The 17,610-nt window shown below is 64.9% G+C and carries 14 protein-coding genes and 1 tRNA gene; 9 read left to right on the forward strand and 6 right to left on the reverse strand.

Going from position 1 to position 17,610, the window contains the following annotated elements; translation table 11 throughout:
- Positions 1-28 precede the first annotated feature (28 nt).
- Both FREUN1FDRAFT_RS09085 and FREUN1FDRAFT_RS09090 read left to right on the forward strand, forming a co-directional pair.
- A complete protein-coding gene (locus FREUN1FDRAFT_RS09085; RefSeq protein ID WP_232295114.1) occupies positions 29-550 on the forward strand; it encodes a hypothetical protein in 522 nt (173 codons plus the stop codon).
- Positions 543-1,445 (forward strand): glycosyltransferase, encoded by a 903-nt coding sequence (locus tag FREUN1FDRAFT_RS09090; RefSeq protein ID WP_006539710.1) that lies wholly within the window; start codon positions 543-545, stop codon positions 1,443-1,445. Before FREUN1FDRAFT_RS09085 ends, FREUN1FDRAFT_RS09090 begins: the two co-directional genes overlap by 8 nt.
- Here FREUN1FDRAFT_RS09090 and FREUN1FDRAFT_RS43625 read toward each other — a convergent pair whose 3' ends face one another.
- Together FREUN1FDRAFT_RS43625 and FREUN1FDRAFT_RS09095 are read right to left on the reverse strand one after the other, a co-directional pair.
- Positions 1,446-2,060 carry a hypothetical protein gene (locus FREUN1FDRAFT_RS43625; protein WP_157474529.1) on the reverse strand — a complete coding sequence of 205 codons (615 nt, stop codon included), beginning with the start codon at positions 2,058-2,060 and terminating at the stop codon, positions 1,446-1,448.
- Positions 2,061-2,306: 246 nt separating this feature from the next.
- Complete coding sequence (locus FREUN1FDRAFT_RS09095) at positions 2,307-2,714, reverse strand: hypothetical protein (protein WP_006539711.1); 408 nt, start codon at positions 2,712-2,714, stop codon at positions 2,307-2,309.
- Between the two features lie 494 nt (positions 2,715-3,208).
- Between FREUN1FDRAFT_RS09095 and FREUN1FDRAFT_RS09100 the strand changes: the two genes are divergently transcribed.
- From FREUN1FDRAFT_RS09100 to FREUN1FDRAFT_RS41250, 5 genes are all read left to right on the forward strand, one after another.
- On the forward strand, positions 3,209-3,400 hold the full coding sequence (locus tag FREUN1FDRAFT_RS09100) for a hypothetical protein (protein WP_006539712.1): 192 nt from the start codon (positions 3,209-3,211) through the stop codon (positions 3,398-3,400).
- Positions 3,401-3,567: 167 nt separating this feature from the next.
- Positions 3,568-3,930 (forward strand): hypothetical protein, encoded by a 363-nt coding sequence (locus FREUN1FDRAFT_RS09105; RefSeq protein WP_006539713.1) that lies wholly within the window; start codon positions 3,568-3,570, stop codon positions 3,928-3,930.
- 49 nt (positions 3,931-3,979) lie between these two features.
- Positions 3,980-4,171, forward strand: a complete 192-nt coding sequence (locus FREUN1FDRAFT_RS09110) for a DUF2304 family protein (protein ID WP_006539714.1) — start codon at positions 3,980-3,982, stop codon at positions 4,169-4,171.
- Positions 4,172-4,418: 247 nt separating this feature from the next.
- Positions 4,419-6,644 carry a hypothetical protein gene (locus tag FREUN1FDRAFT_RS09115; protein ID WP_006539715.1) on the forward strand — a complete coding sequence of 742 codons (2,226 nt, stop codon included), beginning with the start codon at positions 4,419-4,421 and terminating at the stop codon, positions 6,642-6,644.
- Between the two features lie 256 nt (positions 6,645-6,900).
- Positions 6,901-7,128 (forward strand): helix-turn-helix domain-containing protein, encoded by a 228-nt coding sequence (locus tag FREUN1FDRAFT_RS41250; RefSeq protein ID WP_006539716.1) that lies wholly within the window; start codon positions 6,901-6,903, stop codon positions 7,126-7,128.
- Positions 7,129-7,372: 244 nt separating this feature from the next.
- On the opposite strand, the gene FREUN1FDRAFT_RS09120 is transcribed toward FREUN1FDRAFT_RS41250, so the two are convergent.
- The 4 genes from FREUN1FDRAFT_RS09120 to FREUN1FDRAFT_RS09135 all read right to left on the reverse strand — a co-directional run bounded on the left by FREUN1FDRAFT_RS09120 (position 7,373) and on the right by FREUN1FDRAFT_RS09135 (position 12,744).
- Positions 7,373-7,609, reverse strand: a complete 237-nt coding sequence (locus FREUN1FDRAFT_RS09120) for a hypothetical protein (protein ID WP_006539717.1) — start codon at positions 7,607-7,609, stop codon at positions 7,373-7,375.
- Positions 7,610-7,613: 4 nt separating this feature from the next.
- Complete coding sequence (locus tag FREUN1FDRAFT_RS09125) at positions 7,614-7,895, reverse strand: hypothetical protein (RefSeq protein ID WP_232295121.1); 282 nt, start codon at positions 7,893-7,895, stop codon at positions 7,614-7,616.
- Between the two features lie 407 nt (positions 7,896-8,302).
- Positions 8,303-12,139, reverse strand: a complete 3,837-nt coding sequence (locus tag FREUN1FDRAFT_RS41255; RefSeq protein ID WP_083828635.1) for an NB-ARC domain-containing protein — start codon at positions 12,137-12,139, stop codon at positions 8,303-8,305.
- Between the two features lie 531 nt (positions 12,140-12,670).
- Positions 12,671-12,744, reverse strand: a tRNA-Ile gene (locus tag FREUN1FDRAFT_RS09135).
- A 1,376-nt stretch (positions 12,745-14,120) separates the two neighbouring features.
- Between FREUN1FDRAFT_RS09135 and FREUN1FDRAFT_RS09140 the strand changes: the two genes are divergently transcribed.
- Positions 14,121-16,847: a DEAD/DEAH box helicase gene (locus FREUN1FDRAFT_RS09140; protein WP_369809778.1), complete on the forward strand. Its 2,727-nt coding sequence runs from the start codon at positions 14,121-14,123 to the stop codon at positions 16,845-16,847.
- Positions 16,848-16,871: 24 nt separating this feature from the next.
- Positions 16,872-17,546, forward strand: a complete 675-nt coding sequence (locus FREUN1FDRAFT_RS42935; RefSeq protein ID WP_157474532.1) for a DUF262 domain-containing protein — start codon at positions 16,872-16,874, stop codon at positions 17,544-17,546.
- The last annotated feature ends 64 nt before the right edge of the window (positions 17,547-17,610 follow it).

Raw genomic sequence — 17,610 nt, forward strand, 5'->3', positions numbered from 1 at the left:
CCCCGCGCCGGACATGTGGCGGCGAAGCTTGCCCGCAGTCGAGAGTGCCGCGACCGTGTGGACGGTGCAGGTCGCAACGCCATGGCTCACCGATCCCGACCACCAACGGGTCCGGGACGACCTCGACCACGCCCTGTTCCGCCGGGCGCTCAAGGAGCAGACCGGCTTCTGCTTCCGGCGCGTCCTGCTCTACGACCCGCCGAGCGACCTCGGCGGCGCGCCGGACAGGTACGCCGCCGCCCAGGCCGACCACGCGGCCTGGATCGGTCGGGTCCGTAGGCACCTTGCCGCCATCGGCGCCGTGGGAAGCGCCGGTGGATCGCTTCCCGACGGCTGCGAGTACTCGGTACGGCTGCTCATCCTCGGCCGCGCGGGCACACGTACCGCCCCGGCGGTCGAAGATGGGCTCTGGACCGAACAGACACCACCGGCCGACGTCCAGGCCGCGTGGTCCGACCCGCGGCTGATCCCGCTCGACCCACACGAGGAATCCATCATCGGACCGCATCGGGACCGCAACCCACTGTGGCAAGGAGCGTTCCTTGGCTGACGAGCCCTTCATCGATCCGGCCCTCGGCCTCACACTCGTTGGGCACCGCTCCTTGGCCTACCGGGCCGGGCCGGTCAGCATTTGCATCCCTGCCCACAACGAAGCCGAGACCATCACCGAGGTCGTGAGCGAGGCTCGCCGAGCGATCGAGATACTCGGCGCGGATGGTGAAGTCATCGTCGCGGCAAGCGACTGCACCGACGAGACTGCGACGCTCGCCCGTGCGGCTGGCGCCCGCGTGATCGAAGCCGAGAAGGGCAAGGGCAACGCGGTCAAAGCTGCGCTTTTGGAAAGTACCGGCACAGTTGTAGCGACCGTGGATGGCGACTTTCGATATTTTGGCCCTGAGCCGATCGCCGCGACGCTCCTTCGGCCAATCATGATGGGAATAGTCGACGCGACGATAGCCGATCTCTATTGGCGCCCCCTCTATCCGCAGATGTGGCTGTACGGTTTTCTTGCACCGTTGGCGGGCCGCATCTTCCCCGAGATGCTCCCCAAGGTTGGCGCCACCCCTTGGTCAGGTCAACGAGCCGCGATTCGTCGCCTATGGCCTGCCGAACTCCCCGAGGGCTTCACAGTTGACCTGACGTTGAACCTAGTATGGAACGACGCAGCAGCCCGTGTTCGCCCTGTACCCGTGGATGACTGGGTTAATCCACAGCGCCCCAAACCGGAGTTGCTCCGCCAAGAATTCGACCTCATCACTGCACACGGGGTGGCCAAGGGTCGCATTGGCCCGCAGGATGTTATTTCACTGACTTCCTGGTTCGCCGAGGCCCAGCATCGAATGGCCACCTACCAGCCCGACAGCGACGACGTAGCAGAGTTCGAGATGATGCTCCTCACCGAGGCCATCCGAACGATGCCGCCACCCGGCATGCAATCAAGCTAGTCAATCCGACACCCAGAATTCTATCTCACTGATCGCCATATCGCTCGCCCTTTTCACGTCTTCACTGTCGTCTCTCCCCGCCCGGACCGCGAGGATTTCTATCGTGATCGCCGATGTTTCCCCTTGAGGGCCCTCCAATTTCTGGAATTCGGCAAAGCTGCTCTCATTTTGCTCAGATAGTGCGGATTCTTCGGCATCTTCATCGTTTGTCGATACATTCACCAAACGTAGCCTTGCATTCGTGGTATAGCTGGTCCAGCTTTTCCCGTATCCATTTACTACGCAAATCAGCTTTATGTTCTGTCGCGCAGTCCAGGTAAAGGTTATTCTCTCTTTTACACCTAGACCATCAGCCCCTTCCACCCAAGCCGTTCCCGTATCGCCGTCAACGAGATTATTTGGCCCATAGGAGATCGATTCTTGCGGCGGAAGTTGAGATGTCGCCTCAACTCTGGTTGGCTGCTCTGCGCGATCCAGGCCCTTTGGATCTGCACAACTAGCTTCTTTGAAGCTATTCGATATTTCGGGCCCACACATAGCGAGAATGGCAAATACGACAATTGCCGTAACAATGCCTCCGATGGCAGAGCTGAGCCCACTCCAGAAATGATCCATACGCTTATTCCCGTCGCCGCTAGTAGCCCATCTTCACTGGGCCTTACCTCACCTCACCGGAGCGCAAAATATCACGGCGCTAAACTCTGAAAAACGAGAATCTTCCGGCCACATAATGACACTCCACCGCCAAAGAGAAGACCAATTTCTGGGCAAAAAATTGCTTCTTGGACATCTGCTAGTCGACCCTTTCATGAACGAGGGCCGCTTCCCCGATCCTCTTTGGGAAGCGGCCCTCGTCGTGTGTCAGGCGCAGCCGGTCAGTCGCCCGTAGAGCGCAAGCGCGAGTTCGGTGACGAACGCCTGTTCGTAGCGTTCCTCGGACCGGAACGTGACCGGCTGGACGTCGACCAGGTCGGCCGCGCGCGTGCGCCGTGCCGAGAGGGTCATGCCTGCGGTGCCCGGTGCCAGGCACAGCATGATCGACATGATCCGGTCTATCGGCGGGTCGAGCGCGTCGACGGTGTCAGCCACCAACCGCGCGGCTTCGAGTGCCCGTTGCGCGTCGGGCGGTGCCTCCTCATTCGGCTTAGCTGGGATGAGCAGGTCGACGAGCGCCATACGGTCGAGCAGCGACCGGGCCCGTGCGCCGCGGCGCAGGGTCGCGCGCAGCTCGGAGCGGAGAGCCTCGAAGTCAACGGTTGGTGTGATCATCGCGGTTCGACAGGGGCCAGTGTGACCCCACGGCGTCCCCCGTCGGTTCGCCTCCTCTCTGTGGCGGGTGTCCCGGACCTTGCCGGGGGACGTGTTCCGTCCGGGACGACCCAAGAGCATGCCAGGTTTGCAGCTTGATCGCCATGTTTGCCTACGTTTGCCTCGCACAGATGACACTTGAGGCATCTCACGTGTGATCGAGGGCTGTTGTGCCATCGTGGACTGCACCTGCCCTGAGCTGCGCGGATGGCAGTCGGCCAGCACTTTTCCAGCAGTCCTCCCACACTTTCGCCGCGCAACGCCGACGTTCCGTGCGCAGTTCTTCGCCGTTTCTCAGCCGATACCCATCCGGAAGTCGGCGTTCTCATCTGCGATTCCAAACAGTCGACTGTCCCATCATGGGAAACGTCGAACGGCAGCCACCAAAAGCGGGTCTGGTCACGGGTCCACCGAGGGATGGCCGCCGACAGAAGACTCACCTATAGGAGACAAGAATGCGGCGCTACTACTATCGATCGCCCTTCGCGACCATCCTCCGATGGACGCTGGGAACCGGCACCTTGATCCTCTTCCTGACCGGCCTTCAGTGGCTTTTCGTCAAAGCTCTTCCCGCGATTCTTCCGTTCACGGTCGTCGGAATCCTGGTCGTCGCGGTCGTGTGGAGCCTCCATCGACTCCGAGAGTAGCGAAGAACCTCTGATTCTCACAGCAGGAGCGCCCCCATTTTCGGGGACCTAGCCGAGGACGCCGATGGACCTGTAGGGCTCATCCGCCACTTCATGACGCCTGCCATGAACCCGGCACCGAGTTTCCTCACTCCGTTCCCTGACCCACCGCAGAAGGAGCTATCACGATGTCCAACTCACGCAACGCTCACACCAGCGAGACCGGCGACACCGTGGTTTTCGGAAGTCTGGTGTTGGCCGATCTGGAGAACCGTGCCACCCGAGCGTACGCCGATCACGGGGACGGCTACACCGCGTCATCTGTCCTGCATGTGCTGTGGATGGATCACGCCGACGAGTCCGCCCGGGAGGCGCTGAACCTCGTCTTTGCCGAGCTGGAAAGGTACCACGCGAGGGCCCGGAAGGCGTGGCACGACCTGTACAACGCGTGGGCGGTGGCGGCGGGTTTGGATCCCATTCCCGACGAGCCCGACGAGGTTCTCGGCGACGAGCTCGGCACCGACTACGACTTCGACCCCGACAGCACGTGAAACCGCATCGTCCTGTTCACCTCCTCAAGGAAAGGGTCCGGCACTCACAATGGTGAGCATCTCCATCGTCGTTCTCCTGCTCTTCGCGGTCGTGGTTCTCGTCCGCTCGTACCGACTTTCCATCTCGTCGGCGCTGCTGTGCATCGTGCTCGGCTTCTACCTGGCCTCCTCCAGCCTAGCCCCGACGATCGGCGACATCATCGGCGAAGTCATCGGGATCGTCTCGACCGTCGGGGTCTAGGGGGAAATAGAGTTCCGCCTCTCGTCCTCGCGATGGCTGCCCTCTCGGATGAAAGCCCGCCGGTAATACTGCCGATTCGGCTCGTGCAAGGAAACCGCAAGACCGTCGGCCTCCACCGCCTGGAGGCAACCTGGCGACGTAAGAAACAAACGACACCGAGCTACTGAATTCGCCCCGGGGCGCGGTCCTGACCGCCAAGACAGACGCCGCGCCCCGGGCTCCCCGCTCTCACGGAGGAACCATAAGTATGTCCGAGAATTTTCCCTCGACACCGTCCGATCCGGCTGGGACGCCGTCCGGCACCGGCGGATGGGTGCCTGACGTCAGCCCTGAGGCAGGCTCCCTCGTCCCGTACGGGTCCGGCGACCGGCTGCCCGCTGCACCGGCGCAGATCGTCTACGACCTCGTGAAGGCCGCACCGCGGGACGGCCGGTCCGACACCGAGGACGTGGTCGTGACCGGCGTCGCGGTCAATCCGCCCGAACCGCCGCCGAGTCCATGGGCGCTTGCCCGGTCCGGCGCGCGGCGGCCGGTCATGCCGACCTGGCTGCGATCGTGGGCAGCGCTGCGATCGGCGGCCCGGTGGTTCGCTGGCTACTGCTTCCACACGGCTCTGTTCCATGCCGTCCGGCTACCGTTCTACGCCGCCGTTCTGTTCTGGCGTGCGCCCCGTGGCCTCGGGCGCGCAGCGACCGGCGCCGCCGGTTGGCTGACCGACGCCGAGACCCGACCGGCCCGTGCAACGGCGATCCGTCGGGAGGAGACGAGCGAGTACCTCAGGCTGGCGAAGCTGCGGGACGCGCGTGTCCGCGTACGCACCATCGTGGCCATCGCCGCGGGACTGCCGACTACCGCGGCATTCACGATCGCGTGGATGGCCACTCCCCCGGCGGTCCATCTGGTCATCCTCGCGATTCTGGTCGGCGTCCTGGGCACGCTCGGCGCGCCGGCGGACCGGCCACTCGTCGGGCCGGCCGTCACTCCGACCAAGGTCGGCCGGCTGACCGCTGACATCGTGGTCCGCGCGCTGGAGTCGCTCGGCATCGCCGAGATCAACAAGGCACGTCGGGAGGGTGGTGGGATCACGTTTCCCGCGCCGATCACCCGTGATGGGCCCGGATGGCGCGCGGACGTTGACCTTCCCTACGGCGTGACCGTGTCCGACATCCTCGACCGCCGGGAACGTCTCGCGTCCGGCCTGCGCCGTCCGATCGGGTGCGTGTGGCCCGAAGCCGTCCACGACACCCACGCCGGTCGACTCGTGCTGTGGGTGGGCGACGAGGACATGTCCAAGGCCAACGCCGCCGAGTGGCCGTTGGCACGGCGCGGCACCGCCGACGTGTTCGCGCCCCTGCCGTTCGGGTCCGATGCCCGCGGCCGACCGGTCACGGTCCTGCTACCGGAGAACAACGTGCTCGTCGGGTCGCTGCCGGGCGCGGGCAAGACCTCGGCGGTGCGGGTGCTCTTGCTCGCCTGCGGGCTGGACCCCACGTGTGAGGTGTGGGTCTACAACCTCAAGGGCACCGGCGACTTGGACGCCGCCGAGAAGTTCGCCCACCGGTGCGTCACGGGCATCGACGATGCCAGCGTCGAAGCCGCACTCGTCGCGCTTCGCGACCTGCGCGCCGAGGTCGTCCGCCGCGCCACCGCGTTGAAGAACCTCCCGAAGGACCTGTGCCCGGACGGCAAGGTCACCCGCGCTCTGGCCAACCGCCGATCTCTCGGCCTGCACCTGCTCGTCGCGTTCTTCGACGAGTGCCAGAACCTGTTCACCCATCCCGTCTACGGGGAGGAAGCCGGCACGCTGGCCACCGACGTCATCAAGCTCGGACGGGCCCTCGGCGTCGTCCTCGTTCTGGCCACCCAGCGCCCGGACGCGAACAGCCTCCCGACCGGCGTGTCGTCCAGCGTCTCGGTGCGGTTCTGCCTGCGGGTCATGGGCCAGGTCGAAAACGACATGATCCTCGGGACGTCGATGTACAAGAACGGCATCCGGGCGACCACGCTCCGGCCCACCGACAAGGGAATCGGCTACCTCGTCGGCGCGACGGATGACCCGCTCATCGTCCGGGCCGCCTACATCGACACACCAACAGCCGAGAAGATAGCCGACCGGGCACGCGCAGTCCGTATCCAGGCTGGCGCACTCGCCGGAATCGCGGCAGGCGAAGCCCCACCGGAACCAGCCGGAAGAACGTCGACCATTCTGGACGACGTGTTGGCCGTGTTTCCTGCCAGCGAAACCAAGGTCTGGTCGGAGACCATCGTCGCTCGACTTGCCGAGCTACGCCCCGACGCGTACACCGGGTGGGGCGCCGAGCAACTTACCGTCGCTCTCAAGCCCTATGGGATTTCCCCCGGCCAGGTGTGGGGCACGACCCCCGGTGGTAAAGGCGCCAACAGGCGCGGGATCGAGCGACAGCAGGTCGTCTCAGCGATCACGGATCGTAGCAGAAGTGGGGGCGGTGACTGACGGATTGTGCTGCTAGGTCTAGCACCCCTACCTGCTAGGTCTAGCAGCACCTCTAGCAGCCGAAAGCTACTCTGAGCTGGGCTCTAGTCGCCTAGCAGGGCTCCAGCGGAGAGCCGCGAAACGGGCCAGAGAGGGGTTCCCGCCCCTCCCCACCCGTCGCTAGACCACCATAGTCGGACGTGACCTATCGTAGTCGCACACGGCGACGAGGTCGCACGGGACCAAGCGGAACACCGCACTCGCGAAGAGGAGAATAATGCCCACAAGGATCTCCGCATCGGCGACGACCCCCGGAACTTCCGAAGAACGCGGCACGCGACTATGGACAGCTAACGATCTGGCTCGCTATCTCGGCGTACCCATAAACACCATCTACAAATGGCGAAGTACCGGGGAGGGTCCTCCGGCGTACCGCGTCGGACGGTACCTCCGCTTCGACGCGGTGGACGTAGCCGACTGGCTTGAGAAGCAGAGGAGTGAGTAACAGCGGGAATCCACCGCCAGCCAGGGAACGCCGGCCCGCGAGTCAACGCTAACCAGTTTCGACGAGCGAACCAGTCAACCAGGGACCCGAACGCCGGACAACAGAAATCCCTGAAGTAAAAACGACCCCCAACACCCGGTGAGGTGTTGGGGGTCGTTTCGGTTTTCGGTGATGAAGTTCAGATTTTCCTGTGCCTGAGCTGACCGACGGTGCCGTCAGGCGACCGACGGCCACCCCGGCATGGTCAGGAACCTCCCTGCGTCGATCCGCAGCCACACGGGCTGACCAGCCACGTCCGCCGCGCGGAGACGCTCGGGTCGATGATCCCGGTCATCGCCTCCACGTACCGCACGGCGAGCATGGCCGACGGCCGGTGCCGTAGCGGCGACGGCTGACCGTCAGACTCGACGAACATCAGGTGTACCGGCCCTGGATCGTCGCTCGCGAGGATCACGACACGGGCGGCCGTCGTCGCGCCCACGGCCCTACCCACCGGTGCGGGCGCCGAGGGCCGCGCCAACGGCCTTCCAGTCGGCGTCCTCTTCATCGTGGCCGATGACCTTGAACGACATTTCGCCGTCCACCATCGACGCCAGGGTGCACGCGATGGGCAGCGTGCGCAGTGCGGCCGCCAGCGTCGCGGGATGGACGCCGTCCGGGACGGTCACCGTGACGTAGCGGTAGGGGCCTGTTCCTTCCTCTCGGATCGTGAGCGCGGTGTCGGGGATGCTCCCAGCGCGGGCGGCGCGCTTGGGGGCTGACAACATGTCGGACACGGTGTCGACCTCCTGAAGGGTCGGTGCCGAGGGCCGCCCCTGGTGCTGACTCACCGGAGGCGGCCCGCCCTCTTTTCGGGCTACTGGGCACGCTACACGCCCCCTTCCACCATCGGTAGCCCTAGGGTGGTAGTCCCTAGGTTAGTAGTGGTGGGCCGGCTGATCACGATCTCCGAGGTGCAGGAGCTACTGCGCCCGTCGTCACCGGACGGGCACCTCTCACGCCGCCGCGCGGACCAGATCACGCGGAAGGTCGGCTTCCCGGAACCCGCACAGAAGACCCCAGCCGGCCGATTCTGGGACGAGGAGGAGGTCCGCACGTGGATCGCGGCGAATCGATCATCAGACGATGTCGAATGATGCGATTACTGAAGATTAGTGCCGGTTCCGGCAAACGCTCACGGCCACCAGCGCTGACAGTCCAGTATGCCAAGAGCAGCTTCTTCCACAGCCTCGTTCCCGCCATATTTGGCGACAACTGACGCAGCAGGAAGAATAGCTTGAACAAAAGTTGACCGCCCCATCTTGGCTCCCTCTTCGAGAACTAGCCTCCACCAGAAGATCATAGATTTGGCGGTCGCCAACCGCATAAGCGTCTTCGAAAGACGGTCAGCAATTACACCTTGCGGCCTGGATCTGCAGATCAATTCCGCGACACGCGAATGATGACCATCCAGCATTGATTCCGGGATGCCCGGCACCATGCGCCAGCCGTCGCGCGGACACAAAATATCGATCAGGTCAAGAAAAGGTCGAAATCGTCGAGAATCTACATAAGGTGCAACGGCCGCAAGGAAGAACGCCCATTGCAATGTGTCCGAAACCTTCCGCATACTATGGAGGGCTGCTCGCACAAGTACTTCTCGTGATTCTCCGTCTGCACACCGACATAGACACAGTAGTGCGCGAGCGTACACATACCCCTCAGTCTCACCTGCCAATGCTGCTGCGGGATCGTCTGCCAATCCAAGGTCTGTCTCCCAGTCACCCCGCATCGCAATCGCGGCCAGCGTCCACGGCATTACGTAGCCGCCCAGTTCGCGTGCAGTCGCAAGGGCCTCCGGCCCCATGTCGGCAGGGACATACTGCACAAGTTCTGCGAATTCCCGCGCCTTCACCAAGTCATCGTTATTTATATCAAGAACCGAGCGGAATGCCAAGACGGCGATGTCGCGACGAAGTCGGGGATCCGGAAGATTATGTTTAAGTAGCTGAACCGTTAGATCGAGACGACTGGAAGGCCACTGCTCGGTATTAATTATATCCTCAAGGCGCGCGGCGATTCGACCATCGTCAACACCCGCGGTCACGAATGGCAGCAGCTCATCAAACTCGACCGCACTCCATCCCGCCACGTGAAGGGGCTCGACAGCATCTAGAATGGAACTTACCGACAGATCATTATCAATTCGAAGGATCGCAACTTCAAGCGCGGCCCGCTGCTCCGGAGACTTTGCCGAGCTGCGCATATCCTTAAACTCTGTAGACGACACCACCTGGCGTTCCTCGCCCAATATCAAGGCATACTCAGATACAGTCTTTGCAACATCACCCGCGTCGTCGATCCTCTGACATACCAGAAATGCCCGCCGCAGAAGCGAGTGGTCGAGTTCGAGGGATATTCCGTCAAGTGTGTAGAACCAGTCATCGAGATTATCGCTGCGAGCAAGTAGATCCAACGCTTCCAGCTGTGCATTAATTCTTGCAGTCTCGGAAAGAAATTCCGAGACTGCACCGAGGCACTCAGCCCGCATCGCATCACTATCGACCGAGTGTGTGCAGCGCAGCATCTCGTCCACCAAAAGAGGCGTAACCTTTTCGCCGCATTCGATTACCGATCGTATCGAAAATAGTCTGTGGTAAGGATCCTCGACACTGAGTGCGATGTCAACAAGTCTCGACCGTCGATCGGGAATCATTTCGTCATCGAATGCGAGAAATGCCTCGAATCGCTGCGGGTGCCCCTCTATCCCAGAGGCCAGCGCGAGGGCCCAGCGAGAGAATATCGAACGCTGATCCCCGTCGAGTCGTCGAGAAATTTCACATAGCGCCTGGACTTTATGTACCCTATATACCTCGCCAGCGTCGCTACTCCAGGATCTCAACGACTCGATAATCCGATCTAGCCTCGACTGATCTAGATGTGGGATCAGTACAGATAGGGCGCCACTGCTCTTCTCCGTAAGAGCCCGAGAAAACGCTTCGATCAACATCTCGGAAAACTCGACGGGGTCGATATGATGCTTTAGAAGTATCAAATTTCTGGACCATCGTTCGATAGTCGACACCTTCGCGCCATCGACCACCATCCGCAGTAGCGTCAAAGGCATGGAGCGAGCAAGGCTTGCCAAGCGCACGGAATCAGAGTAGATGAAGTCATCCAGGCGATCGAGAGTTTCGTGGATTAATGCGTCACGCGATGCTTCAGGAACAAGGTCGATAATCTCGCAGACCGCTGAGACTCTGTCTCGACCCTCAGGGATCGCACCTACATGCTCCAAGCAGTATTCGAGCGTCCAAATCCCAGATTCTACGAGACGATACATCAGCTTGGGAGGAACTCGGGATACTCGGAGCAGAATCGAGCCCTTCATCGCGACATAACGGATCTCCATCCCAAGAGTGGTGGCCAGCCGGCCTTCCGCTAAGTCGCGATCAGTACGCTCCTTTGCCAGCCTCCAAGCCGTGTCAACGTCCGATAGATAAGAGTTAATCATCCCCAACTGTTCATGTACATCGAACCAAACATTAATCAGTACTCCGTCGCCGCTACCCTCTAGAGCAAGAACTTGATCAATAGTATTAGGAATGTCGCTTGCCGCCAAATGGGGTATTAGCCAGGCTAGTCCATAGCGGTCGGCGAGATCGATACTGACCCGTTCGCGCAGCCCAGGAAATCCGCTCTGGACTCCTCCCCACCGGCACAGAAGTGCTTCCGAGAGCACGCGGTTCAACCACTCATAACGACCTTCGGGAATGCTGACCCGCATGTAGTCAAAGAGAAGATCATGAAGAGTTATTGTGCCTGTAAATCGGTCGACACGGACGAGAGAGCGCAGCCCGAGCAGGTTGACCATTTCCTCGACGTCAAGGGAGTCAAGGCCCCCTGTCGCTCCCCACAGCAAGGCGACGATATCAATCGGCACTGGCCCACGGCCGGCAAATACAACCAGGTCTCGAAAACGATCAGATTCAGATGGCGGCAGCGCTTGGACCGAAACATCGAGCGCAGCGAACAGATTTTGGTATAGGTAGCCGGGAAAGCGAGCTGTTAGTTTATGCAGAGTGGCACCACGAAGTCGTTCTACAATATACTGCCATCGGCTTCCGAGCCGAAACATGGAGCCGACCAATGCAAGCGCCAAGGCCAGTCCATCGCAGCGCTCCACGATTTCATCTGCGACGGCCGGTAGCTCATCGACTGTAAGACCGGCATACTTAGCCAGCATCCGTCGAGCCGTGTGCTCGTCGAGCATCGCCAGCTCATAGGCTGCGGCGTCCGCGTACCACGCAGCGCGGGTGCGGGAGGTGACCAGGACTCGCACACTGGAAGGGAGTCGGAGAGCCTCAACGATCGCGATATCCCACACGTCGTCGAGCACGATCAAACATTGAGCGCCACTCAGCAATGATCTCAGGCGCCTTACGCCGACATCTACATCACTAACGTGCGACGAGTCACCGAAAGCATTCAAGAGGTGTCTGAGGATTCCAGCGATGTCCGGCTCGGATCCGATTCGTTCCCACACGATGCCATCGGGGAACAAACTGCAGACTACTGGATCATGAATCAGCGCAACGGCCAACGTGGATTTTCCGGCGCCGCCCATGGCCCAGACTCCGACTACCTGAGAATTAGTCGAGTCCGTTAACAGCGCGCGAAGCGCATGGAGGTCCTCGGCGCGAATGACGTGATGAGGCGGAAGGGACGGCAGCAGGTCTCGCGCTGGCTGAACTCGGCTGCGCGCGGTGCTCGTAGTCGATCCGCAGGAAAATACCGCGTTCCCTGGGAAGAGCTGCGCCGCTTCCTTGAACAGCGCATCCTGAAGACCAGGCCGGACGCCGCTAGCAATCAAACTTGAGACTTCGGCCCAGAAGGTCTGTGCATCAGATGCCTGCCAGGACGGATGTCGATTGGCAGGTAGACCGGCGTTCGTTAAGAGATGACGCGCTCTCGCTGGATCACAAAACGCGTCCGCGAACGCCTCGACCTCGACCTGTGATAGCGCACTCACGAGTTACTCACCCCTGCCAGACAGCACCGACCACGGCCGCCGGGAAACTCTGACGGCCGTACTTTATCCGGTGCAGCCGCGGAGGTGGCGACAGGGACAGCCACTTCTCTCAGATCTCTCGTGTCTTGGCAAGGCGTGATCGCAGACCTGGTACCCCAGTTCGTGGTCTAGGGCGTGCGCAACGCACAGTCTGGCTTGCTCACGGAGGAGGCTCCCGGTCGAGCAGAGTGCGTTCCGGTCGTACAAAGGGACACCGATGCGAGACGGCAGGTCGTGGTTCAAGGGCGCGCGATGAGTTCCTCGGGTGCCGGATGGCCGCTTCGTGGCGATCCGGGCGCGGTGCACCGACGCCGTGCTCGTTGCAGGCCCCCTGCGCGTCGCTTGGCGGCTACATCTTCAGCAGACGACGATCGACATCGAAGGTCAACGATGGGTTTCGGCGACTCCGCAAAGCGTGGGGTTTCCGTGGGGTTTGCGATCTTCAGGGCCTGCCCGGTAGGTTCAAAAGTGGCTGTCTACCAGGGGCTTCGGTGGGGCGGGTGGGGCTCGAACCCACGACCGACGGATTATGAGTCCGCTGCTCTGACCGGCTGAGCTACCGCCCCGGACGGGCCACCGAGGGTGTGGTGACCACGCCCCAAGAGTAGCGGTCTGGGTAGGGGCCGGTGCGCCCGGCGGGCGGATCGGGCCGAGGCGCCCACAGCAGGTGGGATGGGATGGACGTCCGCCGGCCGCTGGCCAGCCAGGACCGCATGGACGGGCTCTCCGGCGACCGGCTGAGCGCCGCGATCTCGAGGGTCTTTCCCGCGGACGATGTGGCCGGCGAGGCGGGGCCAGGCCCCTGCGCGGCCACCCAACAGGAAGCGGCGAGGTCGGGCTTCGTTTGCACATAATCCCATCAATCCGGGCAGCCCAAGCGCCCTATGCACTATTTTGATTGCTGCGAGTAACCAGCAGGCCCGGAACAGGGCTCGGGCGTCACGGTGTTGTCTGAGGGGGCTGTGTGCTCGGTTGGCGTCGGACGTCGCCTGGCAGTGCGACGCCGCCGGTTTCCGGCAGGCCCTCCGCGCCGGCCAGGCCCTCCGCGTCGGCCGCCGATGCTTCCGGGCCGTTGGTGAACGCGGCCCGACCGTCCGCGGACGTCGCCGCGCCATCGGGCCAACCGCCGGAACGGAGCCACATCGGCGTCACGGACACGGACACGGCCACGGCCACCGGCACGGCAACGGACACCGGCACAGCCACGGCTGCCGGCAACCACGCGGCCACCGGCACGGGCTCGGTTCCCGGACCGGCTCGGGAAGCGGATGACGGCACGAGTGTCGCGGGTGTCGCGCGGGCTCGGTGGGGCGTTTCGCCGCCGCTGGCGCATGAGCGGTTCGGGCGGCCCGGCTGGTCGTACGACGGGGTCGTGCCCGTCGGATGCCCGCGATGCGAGCAGCCGTTGCACGCTCTGCGCGGAACGTTCGAGAACCGCGGGAGGTTCCAGCGTTACGTCGCGTTCGTGTGCCCTGCCTGCCCGACCACCTTCACCCTGGCTGATCTGGGTGTACGGACCTACAAGCAGCTGCTCCAGCGGTCATCGCCGGTCGGCGGGGGCCGGGGTGGCCGGTCATCCGACCCCACGAGCCCGCCAGGCTCCACCGGCTCATCGGGCTTCAACAGTTCCCGGGGCTCGCAGGCTTCGTCCGGGAACCGGAGCGGGCGCGCGCGCAGGCTCGCCGAGGAGTTGCTCGACCCGCGAATCGCGCCGGGCTACTTCACCGCGCGTGGGTCCGCTCCCACCCCGGGTGCGTCCGGTGCCGCGTCGAGACCGTCGAGACCGGCGGGGCCGGTTGCGCCGCGGCCGAGTACCGAGCGCAGGCTCCTGCACTGGTGCAAGATCTCTGATCCGTGGGCTGAGGTTCCGTCCCGGCCTGCTGGGGTGGATGTTCGCGTGCTGGTGCCGCAGGCGGCCGCGTTCGATGCGCTCTGTGCTCTGATGAGTTCCGCCGGAGTGCCGTTTCGGCGGGTGCGGCACTGGGTTGAGGCGGAGACGGTCAGCACGGTGGGGCCGGACGGCGCGGTGGGGCCAGACGGCGCGCTGGTCGGGCTGCGCGCGGTTCCCGAGCTGCTGCCTGTCACGAACACGGCGAGGCAGCGGACGGCGGGTGTGATCGGGGTTGCGGCCGAGGCCGCCCGGGACGCATTCGAGCTTGCCTGGGACAACCATGGCGAGCCGTTCCTCCCGGAGTGGAGCCCGGTCGAGGCTCGGACGCTCATACCCGAGGAGTGGGTGCCGTTTCTGCCGCATCCTGGGCTGAATCCGGCGCAGGCCGAGGCGGCGCCGCGGGTGCTGGGCGGCAACGGCCATCTCGTCGTCGCCGCGCCGACCGGGTCGGGCAAGACGGCGATCGGGATGCTCGCGGCGCTCAAGGCGATTCTGGGTGAGGGCCGTAAGGCGGCCTGGCTGGTGCCGCAGCGGTCGCTGACCGACGAGCTCGACCGGGAGCTCGCCGGCTGGCGGGCGCGGGGCCTACGGGTGGAGCGCCTTTCCGGCGAGCATGTCGTCGACGTGGAGCGGGCCCGTGCGGCCGATCTGTGGGTGTCGACGACGGAGAAGTTCGAGTCGGTGTGCCGGGCGACGTCGTTGCGGGCCGCGCTGGGCGAGGTCGGCTGCATGGTCATCGACGAGATCCATCTGCTGGGCAGTCCGGGGCGGGGGCCGCTGCTGGAGGCTCTGCTGGCCCGGGTGCGCGGGGAGGACTCGCCGGTGCGGATCGTCGGGCTGTCGGCGACGGTCGCGAATGCCGACGAGGTCGCCGGGTGGCTCGGGGCCGGGGTTGTGGCGACCGCCTGGCGCCCGTCCAGGCTGACCTGGCAGCTGCCGATGATCCCGGCCAGCGCCGACCGGAAGACCGACAACGCCAACAGGCTGCGGGCGGCGACGGCGCTGACTCGCCAGGTCACCGACGACGGTGGCAGTGTGCTGGTGTTCTGCGGCAGCCGGCGCAACGTCCGCGCGACGGCGCTCGCGATCGCGGCCGACCGGGGTGCCGACATCCGCGGCGTCGACCCGGACGACGTCGGCCACGTGCACCGTGCGTGCGGCGCCGTCGGGGTCGGTCTGCACTACAAGGACTGGGAGCATCGCCGCGAGGCGGAGCGTGCGTTCCGTGACCGGAGACTGGACGTCCTCGTCGCGACGACGACCGTGGCGGCGGGGGTGAACCTGCCGGCGCGGGCGGTGGTCGTCCGCGACACCCGGATCGGTCTGGATCGGATCGACGTGGCGACCGTGCAGCAGATGTTCGGCCGGGCTGGCCGGGTCGGTGCCGGGGAGACCGAGGGCTGGGCGTATCTGCTCGTCGACGAGACCGAGCGGGCGACGTGGCAGAGCCGGCTCGTCGCCGGGTACGCGGTCCGTTCCCGGATCGCCGACAGTCTTGCCGACCATCTGCTCGCGGAGGCGGCGCAGCAGCGCGTCCACACCCTCGCCGACGCCCAGAGCTGGTGGCTGAACACGCTGGCCCACCACCAGAGCACCACCGGTGCCGGCGCCGGCGGCGGCAGCAGCAGCGGCAGCGCGGCCGGGCTCACGCCGGTGCGTGGGGCCGTGGACCTGCTGGTGGAGGCCGGCTGTGTGACGCTGGCCGACGCGCCCGATGCACCCGACACACCCGATGCACCCGATGCACCCGACACACCCGATGCGGGCACGCTGCTGCAGGTCACCGACCTGGGGCGGCTGACGAGCCGGTTCATGGTCCCGGTCGAGATCGGGATGAGGCTGCGGGCCTTCCTCGCGGACGTCGACCCACTCCCCCGGGGCGCCGCGGAGGCCGAGCGGCTGCTGGGGCTCGCGATCGGCGCGGGTGTTCCGCAGTTCGCCGAGGCGCCGGTGACGGACGATCTGCGCCCCCAGGTCGCACGGCTGCTACGCGCCCGCGGTCAGCTGGACCAGCTCGGCAAGCTCGACACCGCGCGCGGCACGCCCGGCCTCGTGCCGTCGACCGTCGTCGCCCCGGGTGATCTGGCGCAGGTCGCGATCGCCTTGGTCGCCAACAGCCCGTCGGTGTTCAGCCGGCCGGCGCGGCGGATCGCCGGCCTGCCGTCCTCGGTCCTGCTGCCGATCCTCAGCGAGACGCCACGCTTTTTCGCCTGGCTGGCGGCGCAGGGTGAGCTGGGCACCGTCGCGCCCTGGGTTGCGGTCACCGCGGGGGATCTCGGGCGGCGCGTCCGGTGGCGGCACCTCGCGCCCACCCGCGGTGCCGGCCGGCTGCTGTGGATGTGCGAGCAGATGGCGACGGCGCTGCGGGCGGAGCGGGTCGTTCCGCTGCTGTTCACGGCGGCGCGCGAGCGCGGTGTGACGGCCCCGGACTGGCCGGTGGGACGTGCCCCGGCCCAGTGCCAGCTCGACGCCCCGGACTATCTGGCGTTGCTCCGGGACCGGACGACCGGCACCTCGGTCACGGAGTCCGACGGGCGGGTGAAGGTCACCGGGCCGAACGGGACGACAGCGGTGCTGTGGGCGGGGCACCGGCGCGACGTCGTCGATTCACCGGCCGGGCAGTGGACGTCCTGGCCGGATGCCGGCGATCATTCGCCCCCGGGGCAGGTGCCGACCGCCCAGGACCGCGGCGTCAGTGTGTTCTCCCGGCGGGGCGATCACATGAGCACGGGATGGCTCGACGTCTACAACGGCATCCGGGATCGGGCCGGGGAGTAGGGTTCTTCACGGATGAAACCTGAGATGACCGGGAACGAGCCTTCCGCCGGGGAAGGCCGCGGCTCCGCAGACGGCCGCGGCTCCGCAGACGGCCGCGGCTCCGCAGACGGCCGCGGCTCCGCAGACGGCCGCGGCTCCGCAGACGGCCGCGATTCCGCAGGCGGCCGCGACTCCGAGGAACTGCTCGCCGAGGATGTCGCCGAGCTGCAGGAGGTGGATCCCGATCCGCCCCAGATCAGCTACAGCGGCACCGACTTCGATATCGAGGGAATCGTCCGTCGGCACGACCGGGGCGACATCGTGGTGCCGTCGTTCGGCAACGACGATCCGAGCATCGAGACCGCGGGATTCCAGCGCGAGTTCGTCTGGAAGCGCAGCCAGATGGACCGCTTCATCGAGTCGCTGCTGCTCGGCTACCCCATCCCGGGGATTTTCCTCGTCCAGCAGCAGGACCGCCGTTATCTCGTCCTGGACGGGCAGCAGCGCATCAGGACGCTGAGCCTCTTCTACGGCGGCAGCATCGGCAACCGCGAGTTCGCGCTGCAGAACGTCGCCCCCGTTTCCGGGATCTCACGTACAGCACACTGTCGGACGAACAGCGCCGCACCCTCGACAACACTTTCATCCAGGCGACCGTCGTCAGGACGGACGGTACGACGCAGTCGCTCGACGGTGTCTACCAGATCTTCGAGCGGCTGAACTCGGGCGGCACACAGCTCACCCCGCACGAGATCCGCGTCGCGCTCTACGCCGGCGAGTTCAT

The organism is Parafrankia sp. EUN1f (assembly GCF_000177675.1).
Taxonomy (GTDB): domain Bacteria; phylum Actinomycetota; class Actinomycetes; order Frankiales; family Frankiaceae; genus Parafrankia.

Excerpts from the sequence above, each read along its gene's own strand:
- FREUN1FDRAFT_RS43625 (WP_157474529.1), bottom strand. The coding sequence starts at position 2,060 with ATGGATCATTTCTGGAGTGGGCTCAGCTCTGCCATCGGAGGCATTGTT.
- FREUN1FDRAFT_RS09095 (WP_006539711.1), bottom strand. The coding sequence starts at position 2,714 with ATGATCACACCAACCGTTGACTTCGAGGCTCTCCGCTCCGAGCTGCGC.
- FREUN1FDRAFT_RS09100 (WP_006539712.1), top strand. The coding sequence starts at position 3,209 with ATGCGGCGCTACTACTATCGATCGCCCTTCGCGACCATCCTCCGATGG.
- FREUN1FDRAFT_RS09105 (WP_006539713.1), top strand. The coding sequence starts at position 3,568 with ATGTCCAACTCACGCAACGCTCACACCAGCGAGACCGGCGACACCGTG.
- FREUN1FDRAFT_RS09110 (WP_006539714.1), top strand. The coding sequence starts at position 3,980 with ATGGTGAGCATCTCCATCGTCGTTCTCCTGCTCTTCGCGGTCGTGGTT.
- FREUN1FDRAFT_RS09115 (WP_006539715.1), top strand. The coding sequence starts at position 4,419 with ATGTCCGAGAATTTTCCCTCGACACCGTCCGATCCGGCTGGGACGCCG.
- FREUN1FDRAFT_RS41250 (WP_006539716.1), top strand. The coding sequence starts at position 6,901 with ATGCCCACAAGGATCTCCGCATCGGCGACGACCCCCGGAACTTCCGAA.
- FREUN1FDRAFT_RS09125 (WP_232295121.1), bottom strand. The coding sequence starts at position 7,895 with ATGTTGTCAGCCCCCAAGCGCGCCGCCCGCGCTGGGAGCATCCCCGAC.
- FREUN1FDRAFT_RS09140 (WP_369809778.1), top strand. The coding sequence starts at position 14,121 with ATGAGTTCCGCCGGAGTGCCGTTTCGGCGGGTGCGGCACTGGGTTGAG.
- FREUN1FDRAFT_RS42935 (WP_157474532.1), top strand. The coding sequence starts at position 16,872 with ATGACCGGGAACGAGCCTTCCGCCGGGGAAGGCCGCGGCTCCGCAGAC.